Below are 26240 nucleotides of genomic sequence, written 5' to 3' on the forward strand. Positions count from 1 at the left end.
CGTCTGGCGGGTGCCGCCCGACAGGCCCAGCCGCGGCCGGGCCCCCCCGCCCCCCAGCTCGCGCAGCCGCCGTGCCAGCGGATGCGCCGAGCGGGCCTCGACGGTCAGCCGCGACGACGGCGCGGGGTGCAGCCGGGCGAGCCCCCGCGCCCGCACGGACGAACGCAACAGAGCACCGGCCTCGCCGACGTAACCGACCAGGCCGGGATCGGGCAAAGGCAGTCCGGCGCCCAGCCTCCCCGCCAGAGTGAAGATCCCGTCGGCGGCGACCAGCACCGACCGAGCACCCGGCCCGCCGCCGCGCCGGAGGCCGAGCCGCACGTCCAGGGCCGTCAGGTACGTCTCACCGCCCCACAGCCGCGGGCCGAGCTCACGCACCATCGGGGTGTCGACCGCCGAGCCGAGCAGGAAATCGCCGGACCGACGCGACTCCGCCCTACGGAGCAGGCCTCCCCAGCCCGGCCGGACGGGCCGGCGCAGGGGGCGGTGGTGGCGGTGGCCTGGGCCGCGGACCACGATGCCGATCTGCACCTCGCGGTGGCCGCCCACGCTGCTGTGCCGGTTCCAGGCGGCGTGCACGCCGACCAGAGCCCGTCCCGCCACCAGCAAGGGAACGAGCCCGGTGCCCTCCAGCAGCCGCGCCGCCACCGCCGGGCGGGCGGCGAAGTACGCGGTGAGCGCGGAGCCGTCCCGGCACCGGATCGGCAGGTCAGCGGGGGCGCCGGAGGTCTCGACCGGGTGCGTGGGCACGGTCAGGAAGGGGAACTCCCCCGGGTCCGGTGGCCGGTCGAACAGCAGGTACGCCTGGGAGCGCACGACCGGCCCGTGGAAGGGCTTCAGCCGCTCGTCGATGTGCTCGCGTTCTTCGGGCAGGTCGTCGGCGAGGTTGGCCAGGTAGTGCTCGATGCCGTGGCAGAGCGGGAACAGGTGGGTGGAGTCGGTGTAGTCGACGACGTACCAGCCGGGGTGCAGGTCGAAGCACGTGCCTGCGCCCTGGCCGTCGAGGGTGGGGATGAGGTCGTGCTGGTTGGTGACGCTGGCCACCCAGGTCCGCGGGTCGGCGGGCCGTTTGAAGTCGACCGGCGAGCCGACGGCGATGGCGTGGGTGACGCGGTGGCGGGCGCAGAAGCCGGGGTCCTGCGCCAGGTTCATGATCGCCGCTCCGCCCGCGCTGTGCCCGACGAGCGCGAGTTCGGTGTCCGGGGGCAGCCCGTAGTCGGCGACGGCTTGGGCCAGGGCGCGGCTGTAGGGGCTGCTGTCCAGGACGGCGCTGCTGAACGCGCCGAGCAGGTCCTGGGGCGAACGTCCGTCGGGGCGTCCCACACGCATGCCCGGCGCCTGGAGGATGTGGCGGATCACTCCGTCGGGGCCTTCGACGCTCTGGATGAGGGCTCGCCCGGTGGTGCCGATCGCGGCGATGTTGCCCAGAACGCCCAGCAGCGACCCGCGCGTGCTCAGCCGGGCCGACTCGGCCGGGGTCAGCTCGGTCCTGCGGGCGGCTCCTTCGCCGAGGTCGAGGAGGGCGACGGCCCTGTTGCTCAGGCCCATGACCGGGTCGGCGGTGGCGAAGCCTCGCCCGGTGGCGATCAGCCAGGCGGTGGCGTCGTTGAGCGGGTTCTCGTCCAGCAGCGCCCGCAGCGCGAGCACCTCGCCGAAGACAGGGGCCAGGAGGCTGAGCGCACGCACCGCACCGCGCTCTTTGAGCAGGGCACGCAGCGCACGTACGGCCTCCAGGTCCCGATCCGATGCGGCGGCCTCGATGAGCCGGGCGGCCAAGGGGTCCTCGGTCAGCTCCGGGTGGTCGACGGCCACGGCAGCCACGCGCAACCGCAACGAGGTTGCCAGCACCCGAACGACCAGACTCTCGGCCCCTACCATCCCCCCGGCTTTGGCGACCAGGGTGATGAGCATGGCGCCGATGGTCGGGCCGGTGCCGGTGAGGGCGTATCCGAGGCCCTGCCTGTTCGTGGCGGCCCGCAGCAGCGCACGGTAGGCGGAGCGGCCCGCAGCGGGGGCGTGGGGCAGGGCGCGGAGCAGCGCGACGTCGGTGAGGGCGGCGGTGGTGCGCGTCGCCGCGCCCTGGATGGCGATCGCGATGTCCACGAGCTCGCGAGCGGCGGCGCGCGACGACCCCGCCGGGTCATCGCCGCCTTTCGAGGCCGCACCGACGCCATCGTCACCGCCGTCCACGGCCGCGTCCGCCGGGCCGTCGCCGTCGTTCGTGGCGGAACGCGCCGCGTCGTCGCCGCTGTTCATGGGCGTGGCTGCTGGGACATGCTGACGAAGCGTGGGGCCGGGTCCTCCGGGGTGTTGCGGCGGACCACGTCGGCGAGGCTGCGGGTGGCGGCGATGACGCGGATGCCGTACGGGGAGAAGGTGGCGGCGTTGAAGACGCGCGGGGCCAGGAGCGGGTTGGTGAGGGCCTGGGAGAAGGCGTCGATGGCGATGATCTTGGTGAGGAGCGGGGGCAGGATGGCGTCGGGGGATCCGGGTTCCTCGGCGAAGAGGCCGACGTACAGGTCGATGTCGTCCACGTCGCGATAAAGCTCCCGCAGGGCACCACTGGCCCGCCGATCAGCGGTGATGTGCTCGAAGCGGCGCACCGCCGGGAAGCGGCAGTGCCGGCGGTAGCTGTTGTACGGGGCCAGCCCGAGCGCCCGGGACTCGGCGATGCTGGCCGTCTCGATCGGGAGCAGGACGGGGTCGGTGTTGAACAGGCCGATGCGGCCGGCCCGCTGGCCGGAGGCGTCCTCGAAGAGGCGGGCCAGGCCGGTCGGCGGGATCAGCGGCCCGGCGAGCAGGGTCTCGGCCATCGGCAGTTCGCGCCCGCCCACCGACAGCCGCGACGGGATCAGGCTGTGCCAGCGGTAGACGAGGTTGAACTCCACCGACGCCCAGTTCTCGCGGTGCCACGGCGCGCGGGCCAGCGCCGCCGACAGCCGGGGGTCGAGGCGGAAGCGGAAGTGGTAGGGGGTGATGTGGTTGATGTACTCCTCGACGACCAGTTTGATCAGCAGCACGATGAGGACGTTGCGGGCCGTCTGGAAGAGCCGTTCGTCGTCCCAGCGCGGATGGCGCCGGGCCAGCAGCCGGGCGACCCGGTTGTGCTCGCGCAGGAACAGCACCGTGAGCATGGTGAAGCCGATCTGGATGTTGCCCCGGTCGCTGCCGGTGGCGAACAGGGTGTCGCGTCGGGCGTCGGTGAGTTCGTCGAACTGGATGACGCTCAGCGGGGCGAACTCCGGTTTGATCTTGCCGTGTTCGCACAGGTAGGGCGGGAACTCGCCGCCGTCGATGAGCTGGCTCTTGAGCAGCCCGCCTTCGAGCGTGCGCAGCGCCGTGGTGGCCGCCGCGTTGAGCCCGTACACCTGGTTCAGGTCGATGTGGTGGTTGGAGCTGTTCTTGCGCGGGTCGCGCGGGACGTTGGTGTCGCTGCGCAGGAACCCGTCGGTGAACCATTGGGCGAAGTACGCGAACAGCACCGTGGAACGCCGGCACGGGATCATGGACTCGCCGCGGGCGAACAGGCCGGCCGCGACCTCGGGGGCGGGCAGGCGATCCTCGTCGGCGCGCACCGGCGGCAGGTGCCTGCCGCTGTAGGTGCGGTCGGTGAGCGAGGCCCACGAGGTGTAGTCGGCCATCGTGCTCAGCGGCTCTGGACGCGGCGGCATCTCGCGGACCGCGTGGTCGATCAGCGTGGCGTTGAGCCGGCGGCGCACCGGCGGGCACTTCTGCACCAGGTCCCAGAACGGCCGGCCGTTGGTCAGGGCGAGGAATCTGAGCCGGTTCGCCAGGCCGTCCGTGGCGATGCCGCGCGCGCTCGCCGGACCTTCCGGCGTCATCGGCCCTCCCTCGTTTCGACGCCGGTCCCGAGGACGAACGCGTCGGGGAAGATGCCCAGGGAACGCTCGACCCGGCCCCGGGGTGGCGGCAGCAGGCGTACGCCGGGGCGCAGCAGCAGGCGGCGTACGGTCTCGGCGATCACGGGGCCGGCCACGTGCACGCCGAGGCAGGCGTGGTGGCCCGAGCCGAAGAACAGCCGGTGGTGGCGGGGGCGGTCGAGGCGGAACTCCTCGGGCCGCGGCACCACGTCCGCGTCGAACATCGCCGAGGCCGGCGCCGCGAGCACGAACGTGCCCGCGGGGATCATCGTGCCGCGCGGGGTGCCGGCGGCCAGGACGTGGTCGCGCTCGCAGATCCGGGGAATCAGCTTGAAGAACGGGCTGAACCGCAGCGCCTCCCACACGTACGGGTCGAACCGGTCGGGGTCGGGGGCGGCGGCCACGGCCCGCGCGAGCACGTCGGGGCGCAGCAGGAGCTGTTCGACCGCTTCCACCATGGCCCCCGGCGCGCTCTCCACGAAGCCCAGCGGCATGCCCGCCATGTTGGTCACGAGGCGTTCGCCGGTCATGCCGGCGCCGGCGGGCAGGGACGAGCGGACCAGGCGGGTGAAGACGTCGTCGGGCAGATCGTGTCCCGACTCCAGGCCGGCCCGGTGCATGGCGAGGCGGTCGCGCAGGTAGGCGATCAGTTCGGCGCCCGCCTGCTCGGACGCGGCCCGCATCGCCGGGTCGCCGAGGAAGTTGGCGAAGCCGTCGGCGACGATGGCGCGCGTCCATCGTGACAGGGTGGCCGGGTCCGGGCCGGGGACGCCGAAGTAACGCGCGCACACGCCGAGGGCGACGGGACGGAACAACGCGCCGACCGCCTCCACGCCCCCGTCCGGATCCCCACCAGACAGGGCCGCGTCGAGGAGGTCGTCGGCGAGGCGGCCGGTCAGCTCGCGTACGCGGGCCGCGTCGCCCGGGTCGAGGATGGCCTGCATCAGGCCCTTCTCCCGCCAGTTCATCGGCGTGGCGTCCCGGCCCAGCATGAACGGCGCGCCGAGGGCGGCGTCGAGGCGTGGGCCGAAGGCGCGGACCGAGAAGACCTCCTCGTGGGCGAGCACCTCGGTGACGTCGGCGAAGCGGGTCACGACCGTGAAGGCGGGGGTGACGAAGACGGGCCGCCGCTGCCGCAGCTCGGCGAACAGGTTGCGCCAGTCGGTCCGCATCCACTCCCTGACCAGCCCGAACGCCGTCATCGGGTCATGGGCCAGAGCCTGCTCGTACGCCTCCAGGTAGCCGCCCGTGGTCGTCTGTTCGACAGCACCCATTGCGCAGACCTCCACCGACACCGGAACGAACAGGCATGATCACACTGTGCATTCACAATCTAGGGAGGGAGCCCTGCTTTCCTTCATGGCTACGGCGCGCATTGTTTTGCCTCCCGAGAGTAACCGATCCGTCACTGCCGGGACATTGCCGCGCTCCGGGGGGCTGCCCCTTCAATAGGGGCCTCATCTCTTGTCGCACCCGTGGGGGGAACGTGACGTCACCCATGCCGGGCCGGGCGGAGGCGGGCGGGGCGGAGACGGTGCCGGTCACCACCGGCCGCCGTGCGGCCTATCTGGTCGTCCTGATCGTGCTGCCCGTGCTGCTGCCGGCGCTCGCGATCCCGGCCGCCTGGGGCTGGGGCGTGGGCCCGCGTGACCTGGTCATCGCGGTCGTGATGTACCTGGTGAGCATCTTCGGGATCGCCATCGGCTACCACCGGCTGTTCACCCACCGCTCGTTCAAGGCCAACCGGCCGCTGCGGCTGGCGCTCATGCTGGCCGGCGGGATGGCGGTGGAGGGCTCGGTGACGCTGTGGGCCGCCGAGCACCGCCGCCACCACAAGTACGCCGACCGCGAGGGCGACCCGCACTCGCCGTGGCGTTACGGCGACAGCGGCCTGGCGCTGCTGCGCGGCATGCTGCACGCGCACATCGGCTGGTTCTACACGGCCCGGCGCCGCTCCAGCCGCGCGCACTGGGTGCCCGACCTGCTGGCCGACCCCGACGTACGGCGTTTCGACGCCGCCTATCCGCTGGTCGTGCTGCTGTCGTTCGCGCTGCCCGCCGCCGTGGGCGGGCTGTGGTCGATGTCGTGGGCGGGCGCGTGGAGCGCGTTCGTGTGGGGAGGTCTGGTCCGGTACGCCGTGGTGCACCACGTCACCTGGTCGGTGAACTCGATCGCCCACACCTTCGGCGAGCGTCCGTTCCGTACCAGGGACCGCTCGTCCAACGTGCGGTGGGTGGCGATGCTGACGCTCGGCGAGGGCTGGCACAACTGGCACCACGTGGAACCCGCCTGCGCCCGCCACGGCGTGCTCAAGGGCCAGCTCGACCCGAGCGCGCGGCTGATCCGCTGGTTCGAGCGAGCGGGGTGGGCCCACGACGTGCGCTGGCCCCGCTCCGGCCGCCTGGCCGGCCGCCTGGCCGCCCGGACCACCGATCCGGCGAGAGGCCGGGTCGCCGACCAGATCGCCGACCGAGGCGCGGGCCCTCCGTCCTAAGACGGCGGCGGCGCGCCGTCCCCCCGCCTCAGGTCCCATCGTCCCCGGCCATGGAGCTCGCATGGAACGAACGGTTCTCGCCGCGATCGCGGAGCGTCCCGACGCCGACACGGCTCTCGCCGAGCAGGTCCGCCGCGTCGGCGCGGCGATGGGCCGGCTCGGCGTGCAGCTGCGCTGGACCCACCGGGTCCAGGACGCGCTGGCGGTGATCGGCTCGGACGCCTCGCTCGCCGGGATGCTGGCCGACTGGGACGCGCCGGGCGCCGAACGGAGCCTGGAGGCGGTCCTGCGGCGCTTCCGCGGCCTGCCGGTCTTCCTCATGACCGCCGAGCAGGAGCTGCCCCTGTGGGTGTACGAGGTCATCCAGGGCTTCGTCTTCCCGCTGGAGGACACGCCCGACTTCATCGCCGGGCGCATCGTGCACGCCACCGAGGAGTACGCCGACCGCATCCTGCCGCCGTTCTTCCGCGCGCTGCGCGACCTCCAGGACCACCACCAGTACTCCTGGCACACCCCCGCGCACGCGGGCGGGGTCGCGTTCCTGAAGTCACCGGTCGGGCGGGCGTTCTTCGACTTCTACGGCGAGCGCCTGCTGCGTACTGATCTGTCCATCTCTGTCCCCGAGCTCGGCTCGCCGCTGGAGCACACCGGCCCGGTCGGGGAGGCGGAGCGCAACGCCGCCCGCGTGTTCGGGGCCGACCGCACCTTCTTCGTGATGAACGGCAACGCCACCGCCAACCGCGTCGTCGGCCATCACGCGGTCGCCCGGGACGAGACCGCCCTGGTCGACCGCAACTGCCACAAGTCGCTGCAGCACGCGATGACGATCAGCGGCGCCCGCCCGCTCTACCTGGTGCCCGAGCGCAACGGCCTGGGCCTGGCCGGTCCCATCCCGCCCGCGGCGCTCGACCCGGCCACGCTGCGCACCCGGCTGGCCCGCCATCCCCTCGCCGGGACCGGCCCGGTCTACGGCGTGATCACCAACTCGACCTACGACGGGCTCTGCTACGACGCCGTACGGGTCGCGGAGCTGCTCGGCGAGAGCGTCCCCCGGGTGCACTTCGACGAGGCGTGGTTCGCCTACGCCCGCTTCCACCCCCTGTACGCCCGCCGCTACGGCATGGCCGTGGACGAGGAGACGCTGCCGGGGCCGGGCCGCCCCACGGTGTTCGCCACCCAGTCCACGCACAAGCTGCTGGCGGCCCTGTCGCAGTCGGCGATGCTGCACGTCAGGCCGGCCGAGCGGGCGCCGGTGGACTACGAGCGGCTCAACGCGACGTACCTGATGCACTGCTCCACCTCGCCGCTCTACCCGATGATCGCCTCCCTGGACGTGGCGGCGGGCATGATGGACGGGCCGTCGGGGCCGTACCTGGTGGGCGAGGCCGTCACCGAGGCGGTGCGCTTCCGCCAGGCCATGGTGCGGCTGGCCGGCCGCATCAAGGAGGACGGGCGGCGGCCCGACTGGTACTTCGGCGTCTGGCAGCCCTCGCACGTCACCGACCCCCGCACCGGCCGGGCGGTTCCGTTCGCCGAGGCCGACCCCGGCTGGCTGGCCACGGATCCGGCCTGCTGGGTGCTGGAGCCCGGCGCCGCCTGGCACGGCTTCGCAGGGCTGAGCGACGGCTACTGCCTGCTCGACCCGGTGAAGGTGACCATCGTCTGCCCGGGGGCCGACGCGGTGGCGGGCACGCTCGGCTGGGGCATCCCCGCCCGGATCGTCGCCGCCTACCTGCGGCGGCGCGGCATCGTGGTGGAGAAGACCGGCGACCACACCCTGCTGGTGCTCTTCTCCATGGGCATCACGAAGGGCAAGTGGGGCACGCTGATCGACGCGCTCACCGACTTCAAGCGCGCCTACGACGACGACCTGCCGCTGGCCGAGGTGCTGCCGGACTTCGGCCCGCCGGGGACCACGCTGCGCCGCTTCTGCACCGACGTGCACGAGCGGCTGCGCGCGCTCGGGCTCGGCGAGCTGGTCAACGCGATCTTCACCGACCTGCCCGAGCCGGTACGCACCCCGGCCGAGAGCTACCAGGCGCTGATCCGCTCGCGTACGGAGCGCGTGCCGCTCGACCGCCTGCCCGGCAGCGTGTGCGCGGCCATCGTCGTCGTCACGCCGCCGGGCATCCCCATGCTGATGCCCGGCGAGGCGGCCGGGCCCGCGGACGGGCCGCTGATCACGTACCTGCGGGCGCTGGAGGAGTTCGACCGCTGCTTCCCCGACCTCGCCACCGACATCCACGGCGCGCACCGCGACGGCGAGGGCCGCTATCACATCGAGGTCGAGGCCGGCTAAAACGGGTTCACCAGGTGAGGTGCGGGTGAATGCGGTTCAGGGCTTCCTCCGGCTCGGGGCAGGCGGTGAGGGCGGCGGCGAGCAGGAGGCGAGCCTTGGGGGCGGTCAGCGAGCCGGCGAACACGGCGCCCGCCTCGGCGAGGGTCGCTCCCCCGCCCGAGCCGTGGACGGGCACGGCCGGCCCTTGGCGGCAGCGCGAGGTGACGAGGACGGGAACGCCCGCCGCGAGACAGGCGCGCAACTCGCGCAGCAGCCCCGGCGTCGGGTTGCCCGTACCCAGAGCCTCCAGCACCGGGCCGCGGGCACCGGCCGCGCGCGACGCGGCGACGTGCACGCCGTCCGCTCCGGCGTACGCGGGCACGACGTCCACCCGGGCGTCCCGGGCGCCGAGATCGGCCAGGTCGAACCCGGCGCGGCGGACGGGCCGGGCGGCCACGTGCGCGCGAGCCGTGCACGTGGCCGATCGGGCCGTGACCTGGGCTGCCGAACGCCTCCGGCGACCGGGTGCGGACCTTGGTGGCGTGCCGGGCCGCGTGCCTCCTCCACCTCGACCGTCATATCCGGATTTGTCGGATCCACGAGGCTGCTGCCAGGGACGGCGACGCTGACCGTTCCGTGCTGGTCGGGCCGGGAGGCGATGGTGCCGCCGGTGGTGATGACGCGCACGCGCGGTCCGCCCGCCTCGGTCCGGGGTCGTGGCGTGCTCATATGGCCGGCACCTCCTCGGGGGCGCGGGCCGCGAGGCGGCGGGCCGCGCGCCGGACGAGCAGGTGGTAGAGCCCGCCGGCCACCAGGCCGCCCGAGAGCCAGGAGAAGTCGGTGTCGTTCAGCAGCCGCGCGATGGGCCCGCGCGTCGCGGGCACGATGCCGAGCTGCCAGCCCCAGGCCGCCACCAGACCGGCGCCGAGGCTGATCATCGCGCTGCGGTTCACCGGCCCGTACGGCGAGGCGTCGTCACGGTAGAGGGACGGCAGGTCGATCCGGCCCTTGCGGAGCACGAGGAAGTCGACCAGCACGATGCTCGCCCACGGGGCGATCCACACGAGGATGGACACCATCCAGTGGTCGAACGCCTGGGCGAAGTCGTCGGCGCGCAGGAACACCGCCAGCACCCCCGGGGCCACCAGCCCGGCGCCCAAGGTGAGCTTCCACCGGGCGACCTTGATGCCGACGGACAGGGCGGCCAGCGAGCAGGAGTAGAGGTTGAGAATGTTCGTGGCGACCGGCCCGTGCGTGATCAGCGGCAGGACGGGCACCGCCATGACGCCGAACAGGCCGGTCACCAGGCTCGACGGATCGGCGGTGCCGCCTCCGCCGGCGAGGCAGGCGCCGAGCGCGGCCAGCCACACGGTCGGCACGTACATGCCGAGCGCGGCAGCCCAGAACACCCGCCTGCCGGGCGTGCCGGGGCGGACGAAGCGGCTGTGGCCGGCGGAGTACGGCAGCCAGCTGATCCCCCAGCCGATGCCGATCGCGGTGAGCAGCTGGGTGACGGCGGTGACCTTGTCGGCGGGGGTCACCGCGGTGGCGGCCGTCCAGTCGGGGTCGGTCTGCGCCACCGCGAGCACGGTCATGACCGCCATGAGCACCATCTGATTGGCACCGGTACGGTGCCCCATCAGGTTGAACAGGCCGAACACCGCGCACCCGACGAGGTTGCCGGCGGCCACCACGACGATGGTCTCCACCAGGCTGAGGCCCAGGGTGATGCCGAGGGCGCCGAGCACCCAGTTGATCGGCGCGATGTTGGCGCCCGTCCAGATCCAGAACTGCTGCCAGGGGGTGGAGTCGCGGGCCGCCGCCGGGATCGGCTCGATGCCGTGGTCGTCGAACGGCACGGCTTCCGGCTCTATGCCGATTTGGGCGGGGGGACTGGATCACATAGGTGCCTCCTCGTCGGGTGATAGGTACCACGTAAACATTCGCCTGACCGGCGTAGAGAGTGGAGAAACCTCTAGCGATCGGGCCGTGAGGTGTCTAGATTCACAGCATGTTCACGCTCAACGCACTGGTGAGCGACGCGGCGCTCGAACTCACCGTGCTCGTGCCGGGACCGGCGGGCGCGCTGGAGGCGCCGGTGGCCTGGGTGCACAACACCGAGCTGCCCGACCCTTCGGCGTACGTCCAGGAGAACGAGCTCGTGCTGACCAACGGGCTGTGGCTCGGTCAGGTGACGGCGGCCGAGTTCGTGGCGAACGTGCGGCGCGCCAGGGCGGCCGGGATCGTGTTCGGCCTGCGGGCCGAGATGCCGCGCGCGCCGCAGGAGCTCGTCGCGGCGTGCGCGGAGGCGGGGCTGCCGCTGCTGGAGATCTCCCAGGCGGTGCCGTTCACCGCGATCTCGCACGCGGCCTCCGCGATCTACACCGACCAGCGCCAGCGCGGCCTCATCGGCATGGTGCGCCGCGGCGACGCGCTGGCCACGGCGATCTCGCGCGGAGCGGGCGCGTCCGGCGTGCTGCGCGTGCTGACGAAGGACCACGACCTGCCCTTGGCGGTGGTCGACCGGATGGGCCGGCTGCTCGCGACGACCGGCGCGCAGCTCGACGAGGAGCAGTTGCGCACTGTGGCCGCGGGGCTGTCTCGGCGCCCGCCGGCCCTGGAGCTCGACCTGGGCACGGGCCTGGCGGCCCTCTACCCGGTGGGCGCGGTGGGCGACATCGACGCGGCGCTCGTCTGCCTGCGCCCGCTGTTCGGCCTGGCCCCCGCCGAGCGCGAGGCGCTGGAGCAGGCCGCCAGGTTCCTCAGCCTGGAGGTGGCCAAGCAGCAGGCGGTCCAGGCCATCGAGATGCGCTTCGCCGGCGAGCTGCTGGAGATGGTGCTGTCCGGCGGGCGCGCGACGGAGGTGGCCGAGCGGCTGCGGGCGTTCGGGGTGAACCCGGCGGGGCCGCTGACGGTCTGCGCCGTCGCACTCGCCGGAGACGAGACGAGCACCCCGCACGGGCTCGCGCAGGTCATCGGCGACTTCCTCGCCTCCGAGGGGGTGCCGGCGGTCGTGGCGGGCGGCACCCAGGACGTCGTCACGGTGCTGGCCTGGAACCGGCCGGAGCCCGAGCTGTCCCCGCTGGCCGGGCGGCTGGTCAAGGCCGTGGACAAGCGGTTTCCCGGACGGCGGGCCGTCGCCGGGCTGGGCGGCCTGGCGCCGCACTCGGCCGAGCTGCGCCGTCCTTTGATGCGGTCGAGGGAGGCGTGCCGGGTGCTGCGGCGCGGCCCCGGCGGGCCGGCCGTGCGCGGCTTCGCCGAGCTCGGCACGCACCGGCTGCTGCTCGGGCTGGTCGACCAGGACACGCTGCGGGCGTTCTCCCACGACCTGCTGGCGTCCCTGCGGCGGCATGACGCGCGGCGCGGCAGCGAGCTCGAACGGACGATACGCGCGTTCCTCGACCACGACGGGCACTGGGCGACGACCGCGGCCGCCCTGCACATCCACGTCAACACGCTGCGCAACCGGCTGGCCAAGGCGGCCGAGCTGACCGGCAGGGACGTCAACCGCACCGAGGACCGGGTGGACCTGTTCCTGGCGCTCGCCATCGACGCCATGGCGTGAGCGGCGGCCGGCCGTCCGACGCCGGACCGGCGACCTCCAGGCCGGCGACCGTCGGCCGGGAACCGCCCGGGCGGCGGTCACGCGGGGTAGACGTCCGGGTCGGCCTGCGGCGGGCGGGGCCGGCGGGTGGGCAGCTCTGGGTCCACCGCCGCCGCCTGCGCCACCTCCCGGCAGCGGGCGAAGCGCACGTCCCCGCATTCCAGCGCGTACTCGATGAACCGGCGCAGCGCCTCGGCCCGGCCGGGCCGCCCCGACAGAAAGGGGTGCACGCACAGGTTGAACAGGCACCGGTAGCGCCGCATCCCGTCCAGCTCGGCCCGCCACAGCTCCAGCACCTTCGCCGGCGACTCGATGACCGAGCCGACGTGCGGCGCCGGCAGGAAGGCGTACTGCTCCCAGTCGTCGAGCGACCAGTGCACGGGCAGCTCGACGATGTCGCCGGGCCCCGCCGCGATCCGGTAGGGACGGTCGTCGCCCATCAGTGAGGAGTCGTAGCGCAGGCCGTGCTCGGCGACCAGGTCAGCCGTCTGCCACGACGCCTCCCACCCGGCCGCCCGGTGCCCGGCGATCTCGATGCCCTGGGCGGCGAAGACCGCCAGCGCGCGCTCGAAGTCGGCGCGTTCCCCGGCCGGGGTCATCGAGGTGGCCGGCCGGTGGCTGTAGGAGTGGTGCGCCACCTCGTGCCCGCGTTCGGCGATGGACGCGGCCAGCCCCGGCCGGTGCTCGGCCACCCAGCCGGGCACGAAGAACGTGGCGGGGACGCCCAGATCGTCCAGGATGCCCAGGATGCGGGGCAGGCCCACATCGGGTCCGTACGCCTGGTGCGACATCGTGCTCGCGTGCCCGGCGTAGCGGCGCCCCTGGGCGAGGACCGGTGTCTCGGCGTCCACGTCGAACGTGAGCGTCGCGACCGCCGCGGCGTCCCGATGCCAGTTGGTGGTCACACCGACCGCCTGCCTTTCCGCTCAGATCGTGGCCGCCTGCCGCCACAGGGCGGCGTTGCCCAGGGTGGCCATGGGCTGCAGCATCATATGGTCGAACTCCGCCAGTGGCCGTCCCTGGTGCAGGCGGCGCGGCAGGTCGGGGTTGGCCAGCGCGCCCCGTCCCACGGACAGCAGGTCGGCGTGGCCGTCGGAGAGCACCTGGGCCGCCCTGGCGAGGTCGTGCATGCCGCCGTTCGCGATGACGGGCAGGCCGGTCACCTGGCGGGCCAGTCCGGTGATGGTGGCGCCGCCGTCCAGGCGGGCGGTCTCGATCCAGTCGCGTCCCTCGCTGGCGATGTGCAGGTAGCTCGCGCCCGCCTCGGCCAGCGCGGCGAAGATGACCTTCGCGTCGTGGCTGCCGCCCGGCCAGCGGTGCGTGAAGTCGTTCACCTTGGTCTGTGAGAGGCGGATGCCGACGCAGAAGCCCGCGCCCACCTCGGCCCGGATCGCGGCCACCACCTCGGCGGCGAGGCGGACCCGGCCGGACACCGGGCCGCCGTAAGAATCGTCGCGCAGGTTGGTGTAGTCGGTGAGGAACTGGTCCACCAGGTAGCCGTTGGCGCCGTGCACCTCGACGCCGTCGAACCCCGCCCGCCGGGCGCGCACCGCCGACCGCACGAAGCCGTCCACCGCCGTCTCGATGTCGGCCGGGGTCATCGCCTTGGGCACCGGCCACTTTCCGCTGCCACCGTACTCGGGCATCTTCTCGCCGCGCGGGAGCACGGCCGACGGGCCCGCCGTGTCGTCGCGGTAGCGGTTGCCCTGGGACAGCGCGCCGGCGTGCATGAGTTGCATGACGAACCGCGATCCGGCGGCGTGCACCCGCTCGGTGATCTCCCGCCAGGCTTCGGTGTGCTCGCCGGAGACGATGCCGGGCTGGTTGAGGTAGCCCTGGCTGTGGACGGTGTCGGTGTAGGTGCCCTCGCTGATCAGCAGGCCGAAACCGCCCTCCGCGTACGCGGCGTAGTAGTCGGCCATCTCGGGCGTCGGCGTGCCGTCGGGAGCCGCCGAGACCCTGGTCATGGGCGAGACGGCGAGGCGGTTGGCCAGCGTGAGCCCGCCGATCCGCTCGGGGCGCAGGGCCGGATGGCCGGTGACGATGTCGTTCATGAAAGTTCGCTCCTTCTCAAGGGTGTCGGGCGTCAGGACTGAAGGTCGATGGCCAGCGACGTCGGCCCGCCGCCGTTGATCTCCACGAGGTCCTGCGGGCAGGCGGACACCACGACCACGCAGTCCGTGACCGCCTGGAAGGTGATCGCGTCTCCCGGGCGGCTGGCCGACGGCAGCCAGCGCAGCCGCCCGTCGTCCTGCACGGGGATGCGCATGAACACGTTCACGGGCTGCGGCGTGAACGGAACGGACAGCCCCGTTTCGGCCAGGGCCCGCTTGAGGTTGTCCGCGCACGAGGCGTGCGCGGCCGCGCCCAGAGCCGCGTAGCGGGCCGGGTCGCAGGCCGGGATCAGCATGTCGTGCCAGCCGGGAGACGTGTCGGCGACGAGGGTGAGGACGGGGCGGCGGCGGTCGGTGACGAACTGCTGCCCCACCTCGGGAAAGAGCCGGTTCGTGGCGCCGCGGGTGTGCGCGGCGCTCAGGTGCTCGGGCGCTGCTCGGGCCCCCTCTGGTGCGGGGACGAAGGCGAAGACGTCGCCGACCTGGCCGCCCTCCAGATCGACGACGCTGAGGCGCTGCCCGGCCGCGACCCGCACGGCGCGGCCTTCACGGGCGGGTACGACCGTGCGTCCTTCGGTGGTCACGGATCTCATGACCCCAGAGAACCATCCCCCATCTCTGCCTGGCCATGGACGTTCATCCAGCGTATGGAGCCATTGATAGAGCTATCTCCAGCACCTGGCTCAGGCTTTGGCGCATTGCGGGACCGCGACCACGTGCCAGGAGAACGGCGCGCCGGCCTCGGTCTCCGCCGCCCCGGCCGTGCCGCGGTCGAGGGCGGCGGGCAGGTCGAGGCGGCCGATCACGACCTTGTTCCGGCCGTGCTCGCCGACGCCGGAGGCGATCAGCCCGCCCGCGCTGATCGCCACCGTGCCGGTGGGGCAGACGGCGTCCACGGACTTGGGCGCGGACGAATCGCCGGCGCTCCAGTTCGCGGGCGTGACGAGGCCGGGAAGGGGGTCGGCGCACATCGCGACGACCGTGACGGACCAGTTCCCGCTCAGGCCGGCGGCGTCCTCGGACGCGTGCAGCTGGCCGCTGACGCCGCCGAACGGCTGCAGCGCGTCCAGGAGGATCCGGCCTTCGAAGCCGTTGAGCCGGCCGCCGATGCCGAGGATCTTCTTACCGTTCGGGCAGGTCACGGTCCATTCCTTGGCGTCCGAGTCCCCGGGGCTCTGCGTCGAGACCCGCTGCAGGCCGGGCGGCGGGTCCGCGCACACCGCGACGGCCGTGACGGACCAGTCGCCGTCGTAGCCCGAGGCGTCCTCGTAGGCGACGGCTCTGACCTTGGTCGACATCGCGTCGGGGAGGAGTTCGGTGAGCATGACCTGGCCGTTGCCGCCGGTGACGTACCCGCCCATGCCGATCACGTTCTTGCCGACCGGGCAGGTGGCGGACGCGGCCTTCGGATCGCCGGTGGAGTTGGACGGACTGGTGGTCACGACGCGCTGCAGTCCCGGGATCGCCGCTGAGGCCGGGGACGCGGGCAGGAGCATCGCCGCCGCCAGCGTGAGCAGCACGACCAGCCAGGCGGACCGGGCCGGCGCGAGCGCTGATTTCATGATTTATCCTCCTTCTTCGGTGGTCGCCGTTCAGCCTGGTACGGGGCCGGGGGGCCGGACAGGCCGAGGTCAGGACCGGCGACGACCGGAATCCGAACCGGCGGCGCGGGTCCTCCAGGTACGGAATTCGCACTTCCGCTCGCGGCCCGGCGCGGCCATGGTGGCCGCATGCGGGGATACGGCCAGTACTGCCCCATCGCGCTGGGCGCCGAGGTGTTCGCCGAGCGGTGGACGCCGATCATCTTGCGGAACGTGTTCGTCGGATGTCACCGGTTCGGCGAGATCCTGGAAGGGGCGCCGGGGCTGTCGCGCAGCGTGCTGGCGCAGCGGCTGCGGCGGCTGGAGCGCGACGGCGTGGTCGAACGCGAGCGGCGGGGCCGGGCGGTGGAGTACCACCTGACCGACTGCGGGATGGAGCTGATCGAGGTCTGCATGGCGCTCGGGGTGTGGGGCGCCCGGTGGCGAGAGGTGCCGCCGGAGTATCTCGACCCGTACCTCGCCTTGTGGATGTTGTCGCGGCTGATCGATCCGGCGACGCTGCCGCGGCGGCGGATCGTGGTCCGGTTCGACCTCACCGACGGGTCCCGGCCCGATCGTTACTGGCTGCTGCTGGCCAGGAGCGGGAACGAGGTGTGCGCCCAGCCTCCCGGGTTCGACGACGACGGCATCGTCACCGTGGACACCGGCTGGCTGGTGCGCTGGTACTCGGGGACCGTCAGCCTGGCGGCGGCGCAGCGGGCCGGGGGCATGACGGTGGTCGCGCCGCCGTGGCTGGTCAGGGAGCTGGCCGGGTGGGGGCGGCTCAGCCCGTTCGCCGACGTCCTGCCGGCTCGCCGCGCCACCGCGGCGGGCGCCGGTGGTTGAACGTCGTCCAGGCGTGCCAGGCGAGCACGTAGCAGGCCAGGGCCACCGCCGCTCCGTCGGCGCCGCCCAGGATCGTGCTGCGGACGAGGTCGTAGTCGCTCACCGCCGCCCGGTCGGAGGTCAGCCCCATGACGGCACCGGCGACCGTGGCCAGACCGGCCGCCGCCAGCACCGCACCACGCACCCGCGCCGCAACGCGCGGGGGCGCTGCCGGGCGGACCCGCGTCTGCCGGTACCAGCGCACCAGCCAGCCGGTCAGGATCAGCAGGCCGCCCGCGGAGCTGACGTACATCAGCACGTTGAACACCCGGTGCGCGCCGACCACCGGCTGCCGCAGCAGCTCCCAGTGCATCACCGCCGGGCCGCCGACCTGGGTGAAGGCGTCCCAGACCAGGTGCGTGGCCATCCCGGCGACCAGTCCGGCCACCACCGCCACGGGCGCCGGGCGGGCGACGTCCGGCAGGCGGGCCCGCAGCCCGGCCGGCGCCAGCTCGGTCAGCGGGGCCCGCAGCACCCGGTGGAACAGCACCAGCAGCAGCACGCCCGCGGGCAGGCCCAGCAGCAGCGCTCCCCACCAGGCGTGCGTGCTCGCCGAGGAGAACGGCAGCGGCAGGTAGTACGGCGCGTCGGGCACCATGGCCCCGACGGCCAGCGCCGAGGGCGGTAACCAGCGTCGTACCGGCAGGATCGCGACGACATGGCTCAGGGTGAAGGGCACCCGCCATTATCAGCCGGGGTCGTGGCGGCCCTCCAATCGGGTGATCGCCTGGGTTCCGGCGTTGCCGCGCAGACCGACGGCGTAGTGCCAGCCGTCCAGCGCGCCCGGTTCGGTGAAGTCGATCCGGCTCTGGGTCGTGCTCGACATGATCCGCGCCCAGCCCAGTCCGCGATCGACCCAGATGCCGATCGCGTTGCCGTCCAGGACGAAAGCCCACCGATCACCGGGTTCGAGTGGCGCGGAGGAGCAGCAGGCGTTGGTGAGCCTGCCGTCGATCCTGATGTCGATGCCGTGCTGGCCCTTGATCCCGGTCCAGGCCAGGACGTAGTTGCGCTCGTCCTTGATCAGCCCGTTGAACAGGGCGTCCTGCCCCTTCCCCGTGCCGGCCCACTGGCCGTGATCGACGATCACCGCCGCGCGGGGGCTCGACGGCCCGGACTCATGGGCGACGATGCCGTAGTAGGCGCCCGCCCCCTCCGCCCGCAGGCTCCCGCCGCCGAAGGTGAGACGAGGCAGCGCCTCGGCCGCCGACGGCTGGAACACCTGGTACGCGGCGCTGGAGTCGGTGTCGAAGGTGTCGTCCACACCGGCCTCGGCGTAGGCGTCGGGGGCGAAGGTCACCGTGGACGTGCTGATCGCCTGGATGGCGTGGCCGCTCCAGCTCGCGGTGGCGGTGAAGTCCGCGGTCTGGCCGGTGCGCACGCCCGACCCGGCCCGTACGGCGAACGCGACGTGCCGGGCCTCACCGGGCTGCAGTGACCCGATCACGTCCGGCTCGGCCGCGGTCGCGGTCCAGCCCCCGGGCGCCGCCAGTCCCACCTTGACCTTTCTCGCCGTTCCGGCGGTGTCGTTGACGACCGAGACGATCACCGTCCCGGTGCCGGTCTCAGGAGAGATCGCGGCCGGCGCCTGGTACACCGACAGCCGGGAGTCGACGGCGCGGAACCGTGGCCGCTCGTCGGGCACGGTGATCCGCCCGCCGGCCAGCGTGGGCGGTGTGCCGTGCCGGCCCGAGCGGACGCCGAAAATCGACAGCCCGCCCCCGTCGGAGGCGAAACGCAAGGTGACGGTACCGGCGTCGCCGAGCAGCCGCGCCGGGATCGGGATGGCCACGCGGTACCCGTAGCGGTTGCCGAAGTCGCCCGTGAGCGAACCGCGTGACCGACCGGCCAGCGCCGTCGGGCCGTGGGGATCGTCGGGCAGCTCGATCGCCGGCAGCGGGCTGCCGTCGACGGACACGGTGAGGCGGGTGGGGCTGCGGCGGGCGGTGGTCACGTTGTTGGGGTCGTACCAGCCGCGGGACTGGGCGGAGGCGACCTCCGCGATCAGGGTCGCCCCCGATCGGGCGGCGGCCTTGGGCACCTCGACCTCGTACTCGAAGTAACCGCGGCCGTGGCCGGTGACCTGGTCCGAGCCGCCGGTGGTCTGGGCCTCTGCCCCGCCGGTCCACTCCTGGGCGCTCACGGCGCCGGGAGAGAAGCCGCCGCCGGGGGCCGCGGTGTCGAAGGTGAGGGTGTTCTCGGCGACCGTTCGCCCACCGGCGTCGAGCCAGATCCACACGTACCCCGTCAGCAGTTCGCCAGGCACGGTGACCGCCACGGTACCGGCGTCGGTGACGGTGTAGCGGGCGGGGGCGACCGGCCGGGAACCGCCGCCGGCGGCGGCGATCCAGCGGCCCTGAGCGTCGTATCCGCCGATCTTCCACCGGAGCGTGGCCCGGGACAGGTCGGTGTCGCTGAAGTGGCTCAGCTTGACCGGGACCTCGATCACACCGCCGCGGTCGACGGTCCGTGCCGACCTGCCCATCAGGGAGATCGCGTCGTCGCCCTGGAACATCTCGATGCCCCGGCGCCGGCCGCGATGGTCCATGAACTCCGGCTCGTTCGGTTGCCGGTCGAAGGTGACCGGGCTCTGCACCTCCTGCTCGGTCTCGGCCAGTTGGACGCCGACGTAGCCGTTGAGCCTCGGATAGGCGCGGAAGAGGCTCGCCGTGTGCGGGAACTGACCGGACTTGACGGCGAACTCGGAGTTGAGCCACGGCTGCCCGCTCTGCGCGCCGTCGTTGAAGTTCCAGGTGGAGCCGGGCCGGACCTGGGCGTCGAACCCGTCGAGCAGCTTCTTCCACTCGTCGTAGGTGGACAGGTAGTAGTGGAAGTCGTTCAGGTCGGTGTCGAGGTGGCCGTTCTGGCAGCAGGCGGAGTTGTCGACGATCAGCCGTGACGGGTCGAGGTCGCGCGCGAGCTGGACCATCCTGCGCACGTACGGGAACGCCCGCGGCGGGATCGGCTGCTGCCACGGCTCCTCGTTGATGCCCCACGACTCGTTGAACATCGTCCAGATCACGATCGACGGGTGGTTGTGGTCACGCGCGAACGTGTTGCGCAGCAGCCCCTCGAACAGCCGCTCCGCCTCCGGGCCCAGGGAGTGCCAGCCCGCGTTGGGAAGGTCGTACCAGATCATCAGCCCGAGCCTGTCCGCCCAGTGGTAGTAGGCGGGCTCGTTGACCTTGAGGTGGTTCCTGATCACGTTGAAGCCGAGCCTCTTGGCGTTCTGCAGGTCGAGCAGGATGGAGCCGCGGCCCGGGTCGGCCTCGGTCCCGGTACGCAGGTCGGGGCCGGCGGTGACTCCGGTGTAGGTGTAGAGGCCCCAGGGGTTGTAGCCCTGGTCGAGGACGCCTCGCAGGTAGATCGGCCGGTTGTTGAGGTGGACGTACTGATATTCGCCGGTGTGTCCGGGCGCCCACGCGCGTTCGATCTCGCGCAGCCCGAACGTGGTGCGGACACCCTCGCCGGCACCCAGCCGGATGTCGGCGGTGTAGAGGGCCGGATCGTCCGGCTCCCACAGTCGCGGGCGCTCGATCGGGATCGTGGCCGTGCCCTCGCCGTCGCCGAGCGACACCTCGGCGGTGCCGACGACCTTGCCTCGCGGGTCCTTCACCGTGACGCCGGCGGTGCCCGCCCCGACGCCGGCGACGTCGATCCTCGCGCTCGCCGTGGACGGGGTGCGCGCGTCCCCTTCGAACGTCAGCTCGGGTGTCACCCGTGTCCGCGTGAGCCGCGCGCCGGCGTAGGGCTCGATCCACACCGACTGCCAGATGCCGCCGACGTCGGTGAACCAGCCGGTGTCCGCCCCGTCGGGCTCCCCCGTCTGCTTGCCCATCGGGTAGGGGGAGTCCGCCGTCGTCGGCGGCGCCACCACCCGGATCGTCACCGTATGCGGCGAGCCCGGCGCGAGGGAGCCCAGCCCGGCGCTGATCTCGGTGTAGCCGTCGCCGGAGTACGGCAGCACGGGCTCGCCGTCCAGCCAGACCGCCGCACCCCAGTCCGCCGCGCCGATGCGCAGCCGCACCTCCGAGCCGGAGAAATCCTTCGGGACGGTGAAGGAGCGCCGGTACCAGACCGTGCCGCGGTAGCGGGAGAAGGCGCTGCGGAAGATCTCCTTGGTCGCCAGTTCCTCCTCGCCCCACGCGGCGAGCGACTGGTAGCCGAACGGCACCCGGACGGCCTTCCCGAAGGCGTGGCTGGGGTCGAACCACCGCTCCCGCTCCCCCACGTCGCCGGGATCGAAGTCGAACGACCAGGTGCCGTTCAGCGACAGCCAGTCGCCGCCGGTGAAAGGCCGCCGGTCGGCGTCGGGGCGCGGGTACTCCGAGCGAGCCGGATCGGTGTCACGGGCCAGCTCGAGTGTGACCGTGCGGCCGACGGGAGCGGACGCGAAAGCGTATCCCTCCTTGGCGGCGATCACCAGGGCGGCGCTCTCGGGCACACCGGTCAGGACGAAGGCACCGTCCCGGCCGGTCGTGGCGAAGCCGGTGGTCCGCGAGGCGTGCACGCTCGCCCCTTCGACCGGCGCGCCACTGCGGGCGTCCACCACCCGGCCGCTGATCTCGGTCGTCGCCTCCTGGACGGCGGGCGCCGCCTCGGGAGCGGCGTTCGCCGGTGCTGAGACGGCACTCGCCGATCGCGGAGCGGCGGCGACGGCGGGCGCGGTCGCCGCCAGCAGCGCCCCGGCGCTGATCATCGCGACGGCGAGCGCCAGGCGCCGCCGTAAGGGCGCGCCGGTCACCGCTCGTCCTGCTCGATCGCGGCCGGGCGGAGCTGGGCCGCGCGGATGCGGGAGACGTCCAGCTTGCTCGTGCGGTCGAAGCGGTAGATGCCGTTCTGCTCCTGGAAGACGTCGGTCAGCTGCGTGTAGCAGTAGCCGAACATCCTCGGGTCGTCCAGCAGGACGGCGACCAGCCCGGCGAAGCGTTCCTGGAGCTCCTCCTCGCTCGTGGGGCGTTCGCCGTATCCCCAGGAGCTCTCGTCGGGGCGCACGTCCGGGTTCCACCAGATGCCGCCGAACTCGCTGCAGAAGTACGGCTGCCCCGCGTACGGCACCGACCAGGCGGTCCCGTCGGGGTCGGCGTTGACGTACGGTGTCCCGTCCGCCAGGCCGTTCATCAGCTCGCCGAACCGCTCGGGATCCTGCTCGTAGCAGTGGGAGTCGTAGACGTCGGCGCCGGGCACCCGGTGCGCGTAGCCGGAGGCGTCGACCACGGGCCGGGTCTGGTCGGCCGCCTTCGTGGCCAGGTACATGCCCCAGGTGACGTCGTCGAGCACGGTGATCCGGTCGTGCAGCCGCTGCCAGGTCTCGTTGAGCGGGCACCAGCCGACGATGGATGGGTGGGAGTAGTCGCGCTCGACCGCCTCCACCCACTGGGTGACGAACGACGCGGTCGGCTGCTGGTTGTCGCCGGCGGGCCCCTCCATGTTGGCGCCCCAGTCCCCGAACTCGCCCCAGACCAGGAAGCCCGCCCGGTCGGCGTGGTACAGGTAGCGCTCCTCGAACACCTTCTGGTGCAGCCTGGCGCCGTTGAACCCGGCGGCCACGGCGAGGTCGATGTCGTGGCGCAGGGCCTCGTCCGTGGGCGCGGTCATCAGGCCGTCGGGGTAGAAGCCCTGGTCGAGCACGAGCCGCTGGAAGCGGACCTCGCCGTTGAGCAGGACCGCCTGCCCGTCGATGCTCACCGAGCGGAGGCCAGCGTAGCTTTCCGCGGTGTCGGCCACGGCGCCGTCGCCGTCGAGCAGGTCGACGCGCAGGTCGTACAGGTGCGGGTCCTCGGGGGACCACAGGCGGACCCGGCCGGCCGGCAGCGGCAGCCACAGCTCGGGGGCGAGGTCGACGTCGGCGCGCGCCCGCGCCTGCAAGACCTCACCGTTCTGGTCCGACACCGTCACCCGCACCTGGTAGCCGGCCCGGCCGGCAGCGGCGCCGGCCGTCACCGGCACGGTGATCCGGAACGCGGACGCCGCGACGCTGGGCGTGATCCGCGGCCTTCCGAGGCGCACGGCGGGCACCGGCTCCATCCACACGGTCTGCCAGATGCCGGTGGTGCGGCCGTAGTGGGCGCCGCGGCCCTCGTAGCTGGTGGCCTGCTTGCCTCGCGCCTGGGGGCCGCCGCGGGGGTCGCGGGCGCGTACGACCACGGTGTACGTGTGCGCCGGGTCGGCCGCCGCGGCCAGGTCGCACGAGAACGGGGTGAACCCGCCCCGGTGCCGGCCGGCCTCGACGCCGTCCACCCACACCGTGGCGTCGTGGTCCACCGCCTGGAAGTGCAGCAGCACCCGCTGCCCCGCCCAGCCCTCAGGCACCCGGACGGTGCGGCGGTACCACACGGCGGCGTGGAAGTCCGGGTCGCCGACGCCGGACAGCTCGGACTCGGGGCAGAACGGCACGACGATCTCGCCGGTCAGGTCCCGGTCGAGCAGCCCCCGTTCGAGCCCGGAGTCACCGGGGTCCCGCTCGAACTGCCAGCTCCCGTTGAGGCACTGCCATTCGGCGCGGACGAACTGGGGGCGCGGGTACTCGGGGCGGGGGACGGCGGGGTGCACGGGCATGGTGCTCACTTTCTGGATGGGGACGGGAGAAGGAGACGGGGGCGGATCAGGACTTGACGGCGCCGGCGATGCCTTCGATGAAGTACCGCTGCAGCACGATGAACAAGGCGACGACGGGCAGCAGCGAGATCGTCGCCGCCGCGGCCATGCCCGACCAGTCGGTGGCGTTCTCGCCGATGAACGCGAGCATGCCGACGCTGACGGTGCGCAGGTCGGGCCGCGAGAACGTGAAGACCAGCGGCAGGAAGAACGCGTTCCAGGTGGACAGGAAGGTCAGCACGGTGACCGTGGCCGTCACCGGCTTGGCCAGTGGCAGCATGACGCGGAAGAAGACGGTGGCGAACCCGGCGCCGTCGATGAGCGCCGCCTCGGTCAGCTCCTTGGGGATGCCGCGGAAGTAGCCGAAGTAGAGCAGGATCGCCGCCACGTTCGCCGCGCCCGACATCGCCACGATCATGCCGGTCAGCGAGTTGAGCAGGCCGAGCTTCTGGGACAGGTCGACCAGCGGGATGATGGTGTAACCGGCGGGGACGAACAGCGTGGCCACCAGGACGCCCATGATGATCCGGCGCCCGCGGAAGTCGTGGCGGGCCAGGACATACCCGGTCATGGCACACCGCACCACCACGACGACGACCGTGCACACCGTGACGATCACGGTGTTGAGCAGGTACTTCCCGAACTCCGCCTCGACCCAGGCGCGCTCGTAGTTGCTCCACGCGGGGTCACCGGGCAGCAGATCGAGCCCCTTCGTGAACACCTCGGCCGACGTCTTCAGCGACGCGGAGACCATCCACAGGAAGGGGTAGATCCAGATCAGGCAGCCGATGGCGAGCACGGCGGCGGCGATCCACCAGGGCAGCCGGCGCAGCGCCCGGCGCCGGCGGCTCACGCCACCCCCCTGGTCCGGCGGGTGGCGCGCATCGCGAGCAGCTGCAGCATCCCGACGAGGCAGACGAACAGGCCGAACAGCACGGCCGCCGCGGACGCGTAGCCGAGCCGGGGGACCGTCGCGGCGAAGGCCCACCGGTAGATGTACACCTCGATCACCTCGGTCGAGTAGAACGGGCCGCCGTTGGTCATGGTCAGGACGAGGTCGAAGACCTGCAGCGACGCCTCGATCGAGAGCAGGGTGATGATGACCAGGAAGGGCTTGAGCAGGGGCATGGTGATGTACCTGAGGGTGCCCAGCGCGCCGGCGCCGTCGAGGCGGGCCGCCTCGTACACCTCTTCGGGAACGGTCTGCAGCGCGGCCAGCCAGTAGACCAGCGTGATGCCGAACCACTTCCAGACGTACACGCCGATCGTCGTGCCCAGGGCCGTCGTGGACTGCCCGAGGAAGTCGACCCCGTCCGGCGCCAGGCCGGCCCCGCGCAGCGCGAGGTTCACCGGGCCGCTGGCCGGGTCGAACACGAACTGCATGACCACGCCGACGATCGCCGTCGTGGTGACCACCGGCAGGAACAGGGCGGTCCTGAACAGCTTGCGCAGCGGCATGCGCGGTGAGTTGAGCACGATCGCGATCAGCAGGGTGGCCAGCACCTGGACCGGCACCGCGAACAGCATGAACGCCAGCGTCAGCCGGAACGAGCTCCAGAACATCGGGTCGGCCAGGACTTCGCGGTAGTTGGCCAGGCCGATGAACGACGGGCTGGCGTCGAACCCGTTCCAGTCGGTGAGCGAGTAGACATAGCTGCCCACGATCGGGTAGATCGTGAACGCGCCGTACAGCAGCACGGTCGGGGTCAGGAAGGCCCAGATGTACAGGGTGGTGCGGTCGCGGCGGGGACGGGCCGCGGCGGGGATCGCGGCCGTCATCCGTTCATGCCCACAGTGCTCTCGTCCACCATCAGCCGCCAGGGCGCCTCCAGCTGGACGGGCGGGCTCTGGCCGCCTTCGACGCGCTCCAGCAGACGGCTCACGGCCAGCTCGGCGATCTTCACCTTGTCGGGCACGATGGTGGTCAGCGGCGGGGTGGCGAACCGGCCCTCCTCGATGCCGTCGAACCCGGCGACGGCCACGTCCTCCGGGACGCGCAGCCCCCTGGCCAGCACCGCCCGCATCGCGCCGAGCGCGAGCAGGTCGTTGTAGCAGAACACCGCGTCCGGCGGCTGCGCCAGGTCGAGCAGCCGCTCCATGGCCTGCCGGCCGTCCTGGCGCTGGTAGCGCAGCACCGGCACGGTGAGCTCGGGCAGCACCGGCAGCCCCGCCTCCTCCAGCGCCTGGCGGTAGCCGGCCGACCGGTGCGCCGCGGTGTTGCCCGTCGGCCGGTCCACCAGCCCGATGGCGGCGATCCTGGTCCGGCCCAGCGCGGCCAGGTGCGCGGTCGCGCTCCTGGCGGCGTCGGTGTCGTCGATCGCGACGTGGTCCACGCCGTCCACCCGCACCTCGCCCAGCGTCACCGCGGGGCACTTGCCCGCCCAGTCGCGCAGCTCGTCCGCGCTCAGGCCGAGCGGGCTGAAGATGAACCCGTCGAAGAGGGCCGAGCGGTCGCGTCGCATGACGATCTGCCGCTCGCGTTCCGCCACCCCCTCCGTGCGGTCGATCAGCACCGTGTAGCCGCGTTCCTCCGCCACGTCCACCACGTGGGCGGCCAGTTCGGTGAAGTACGGCACGTCCAGCGGCAGCACGAGGGCCAGCAGGTTGGACCGCCCGCGGTTGAGGCTGCGCGCCGCGACGTTGGGCCGGTAGCCCAGCTCGTCCAGGGCCCGCTGCACCTGGGCGCGGGTCTCCTCGGACACGTACGCGAAATTGTTGACGACGTTGGACACGGTGCGTACGGACACTCCCGCCAGCCGTGCCACGTCTCGTTGGGTCACCACACTCGCTCGCCCTCCTGGCGACAT

Annotated in this window: 19 protein-coding genes; 4 read left to right on the plus strand and 15 right to left on the minus strand. The window is 72.7% G+C overall.

Annotated elements, in window-relative coordinates; all coding sequences use genetic code 11:
• The 3 genes from ABFX54_RS27935 to ABFX54_RS27945 all read right to left on the minus strand — a co-directional run.
• The coding region (locus ABFX54_RS27935) for a hypothetical protein (RefSeq protein ID WP_346109523.1) at positions 1–2256 on the minus strand (2256 nt) is incomplete at its 3' end.
• Positions 2253–3842 (minus strand): peroxidase family protein, encoded by a 1590-nt coding sequence (locus tag ABFX54_RS27940; RefSeq protein WP_346109524.1) that lies wholly within the window; start codon positions 3840–3842, stop codon positions 2253–2255. The genes ABFX54_RS27940 and ABFX54_RS27935, both read right to left, overlap by 4 nt.
• The gene (locus ABFX54_RS27945; RefSeq protein WP_346109525.1) at positions 3839–5155 is read right to left on the minus strand and encodes a cytochrome P450; all 1317 of its coding nucleotides are present in this window, start codon (positions 5153–5155) and stop codon (positions 3839–3841) included. The genes ABFX54_RS27940 and ABFX54_RS27945 overlap by 4 nt, the downstream gene beginning before the upstream one ends.
• 224 nt (positions 5156–5379) lie before the next feature.
• On the opposite strand from ABFX54_RS27945, the gene ABFX54_RS27950 reads away from it, so the two are divergent.
• Together ABFX54_RS27950 and ABFX54_RS27955 are read left to right on the plus strand one after the other, a co-directional pair.
• On the plus strand, positions 5380–6375 hold the full coding sequence (locus ABFX54_RS27950; protein ID WP_428834582.1) for an acyl-CoA desaturase: 996 nt from the start codon (positions 5380–5382) through the stop codon (positions 6373–6375).
• A 61-nt stretch (positions 6376–6436) separates the two neighbouring features.
• The gene (locus ABFX54_RS27955; protein WP_346109527.1) at positions 6437–8674 is read left to right on the plus strand and encodes an Orn/Lys/Arg family decarboxylase; all 2238 of its coding nucleotides are present in this window, start codon (positions 6437–6439) and stop codon (positions 8672–8674) included.
• 7 nt (positions 8675–8681) lie between these two features.
• Here the strand turns inward: ABFX54_RS27955 and ABFX54_RS27960 are convergent, their stop codons facing one another.
• On the minus strand, positions 8682–9110 hold the full coding sequence (locus tag ABFX54_RS27960; protein WP_346109528.1) for a hypothetical protein: 429 nt from the start codon (positions 9108–9110) through the stop codon (positions 8682–8684).
• Between the two features lie 268 nt (positions 9111–9378).
• Positions 9379–10512: a purine-cytosine permease family protein gene (locus ABFX54_RS27965; protein ID WP_346109529.1), complete on the minus strand. Its 1134-nt coding sequence runs from the start codon at positions 10510–10512 to the stop codon at positions 9379–9381.
• 152 nt (positions 10513–10664) lie between these two features.
• On the opposite strand from ABFX54_RS27965, the gene ABFX54_RS27970 reads away from it, so the two are divergent.
• Positions 10665–12218, plus strand: a complete 1554-nt coding sequence (locus tag ABFX54_RS27970; protein WP_346109530.1) for a PucR family transcriptional regulator — start codon at positions 10665–10667, stop codon at positions 12216–12218.
• A 77-nt stretch (positions 12219–12295) separates the two neighbouring features.
• Here ABFX54_RS27970 and ABFX54_RS27975 read toward each other — a convergent pair whose 3' ends face one another.
• The 4 genes from ABFX54_RS27975 to ABFX54_RS27990 form a co-directional block, all read right to left on the minus strand.
• A complete protein-coding gene (locus ABFX54_RS27975) occupies positions 12296–13162 on the minus strand; it encodes a polysaccharide deacetylase family protein (RefSeq protein WP_346109531.1) in 867 nt (288 codons plus the stop codon).
• Between the two features lie 21 nt (positions 13163–13183).
• The gene (locus ABFX54_RS27980; protein WP_346109532.1) at positions 13184–14311 is read right to left on the minus strand and encodes an oxidoreductase; all 1128 of its coding nucleotides are present in this window, start codon (positions 14309–14311) and stop codon (positions 13184–13186) included.
• 32 nt (positions 14312–14343) lie between these two features.
• Entirely contained in the window at positions 14344–14964 is a 621-nt protein-coding gene (locus ABFX54_RS27985; RefSeq protein ID WP_346109533.1) for a DUF1989 domain-containing protein, read from the minus strand.
• A 90-nt stretch (positions 14965–15054) separates the two neighbouring features.
• Positions 15055–15933: a hypothetical protein gene (locus ABFX54_RS27990; protein ID WP_346109534.1), complete on the minus strand. Its 879-nt coding sequence runs from the start codon at positions 15931–15933 to the stop codon at positions 15055–15057.
• A gap of 168 nt (positions 15934–16101) precedes the next feature.
• On the opposite strand from ABFX54_RS27990, the gene ABFX54_RS27995 reads away from it, so the two are divergent.
• Complete coding sequence (locus ABFX54_RS27995; protein ID WP_346109535.1) at positions 16102–16797, plus strand: winged helix-turn-helix transcriptional regulator; 696 nt, start codon at positions 16102–16104, stop codon at positions 16795–16797.
• Here ABFX54_RS27995 and ABFX54_RS28000 read toward each other — a convergent pair.
• From ABFX54_RS28000 to ABFX54_RS28025, 6 genes are read right to left on the minus strand one after another with little or no spacing between them, the layout of a single operon-like run.
• The gene (locus ABFX54_RS28000) at positions 16736–17515 is read right to left on the minus strand and encodes a DUF4184 family protein (RefSeq protein ID WP_346109536.1); all 780 of its coding nucleotides are present in this window, start codon (positions 17513–17515) and stop codon (positions 16736–16738) included. The two genes, ABFX54_RS27995 and ABFX54_RS28000, sit on opposite strands and share 62 nt — an antisense overlap.
• A gap of 9 nt (positions 17516–17524) precedes the next feature.
• Complete coding sequence (locus ABFX54_RS28005; RefSeq protein ID WP_346109537.1) at positions 17525–21580, minus strand: glycoside hydrolase family 2 TIM barrel-domain containing protein; 4056 nt, start codon at positions 21578–21580, stop codon at positions 17525–17527.
• Positions 21577–23394, minus strand: coding sequence for a glycoside hydrolase family 2 protein (locus tag ABFX54_RS28010; protein WP_346109538.1), 1818 nt, complete (start codon positions 23392–23394; stop codon positions 21577–21579). Before ABFX54_RS28010 ends, ABFX54_RS28005 begins: the two co-directional genes overlap by 4 nt.
• Before the next feature lie 46 nt (positions 23395–23440).
• Positions 23441–24286, minus strand: a complete 846-nt coding sequence (locus tag ABFX54_RS28015; protein ID WP_219912129.1) for a carbohydrate ABC transporter permease — start codon at positions 24284–24286, stop codon at positions 23441–23443.
• Positions 24283–25212 (minus strand): carbohydrate ABC transporter permease, encoded by a 930-nt coding sequence (locus tag ABFX54_RS28020; RefSeq protein WP_346109539.1) that lies wholly within the window; start codon positions 25210–25212, stop codon positions 24283–24285. Before ABFX54_RS28020 ends, ABFX54_RS28015 begins: the two co-directional genes overlap by 4 nt.
• Entirely contained in the window at positions 25209–26216 is a 1008-nt protein-coding gene (locus ABFX54_RS28025; RefSeq protein ID WP_346109540.1) for a LacI family DNA-binding transcriptional regulator, read from the minus strand. Before ABFX54_RS28025 ends, ABFX54_RS28020 begins: the two co-directional genes overlap by 4 nt.
• Between the last annotated feature and the right edge of the window lie 24 nt (positions 26217–26240).

Origin of the sequence: Nonomuraea maheshkhaliensis (assembly GCF_039529435.1) — a bacterium.
GTDB lineage: Bacteria > Actinomycetota > Actinomycetes > Streptosporangiales > Streptosporangiaceae > Nonomuraea > Nonomuraea maheshkhaliensis.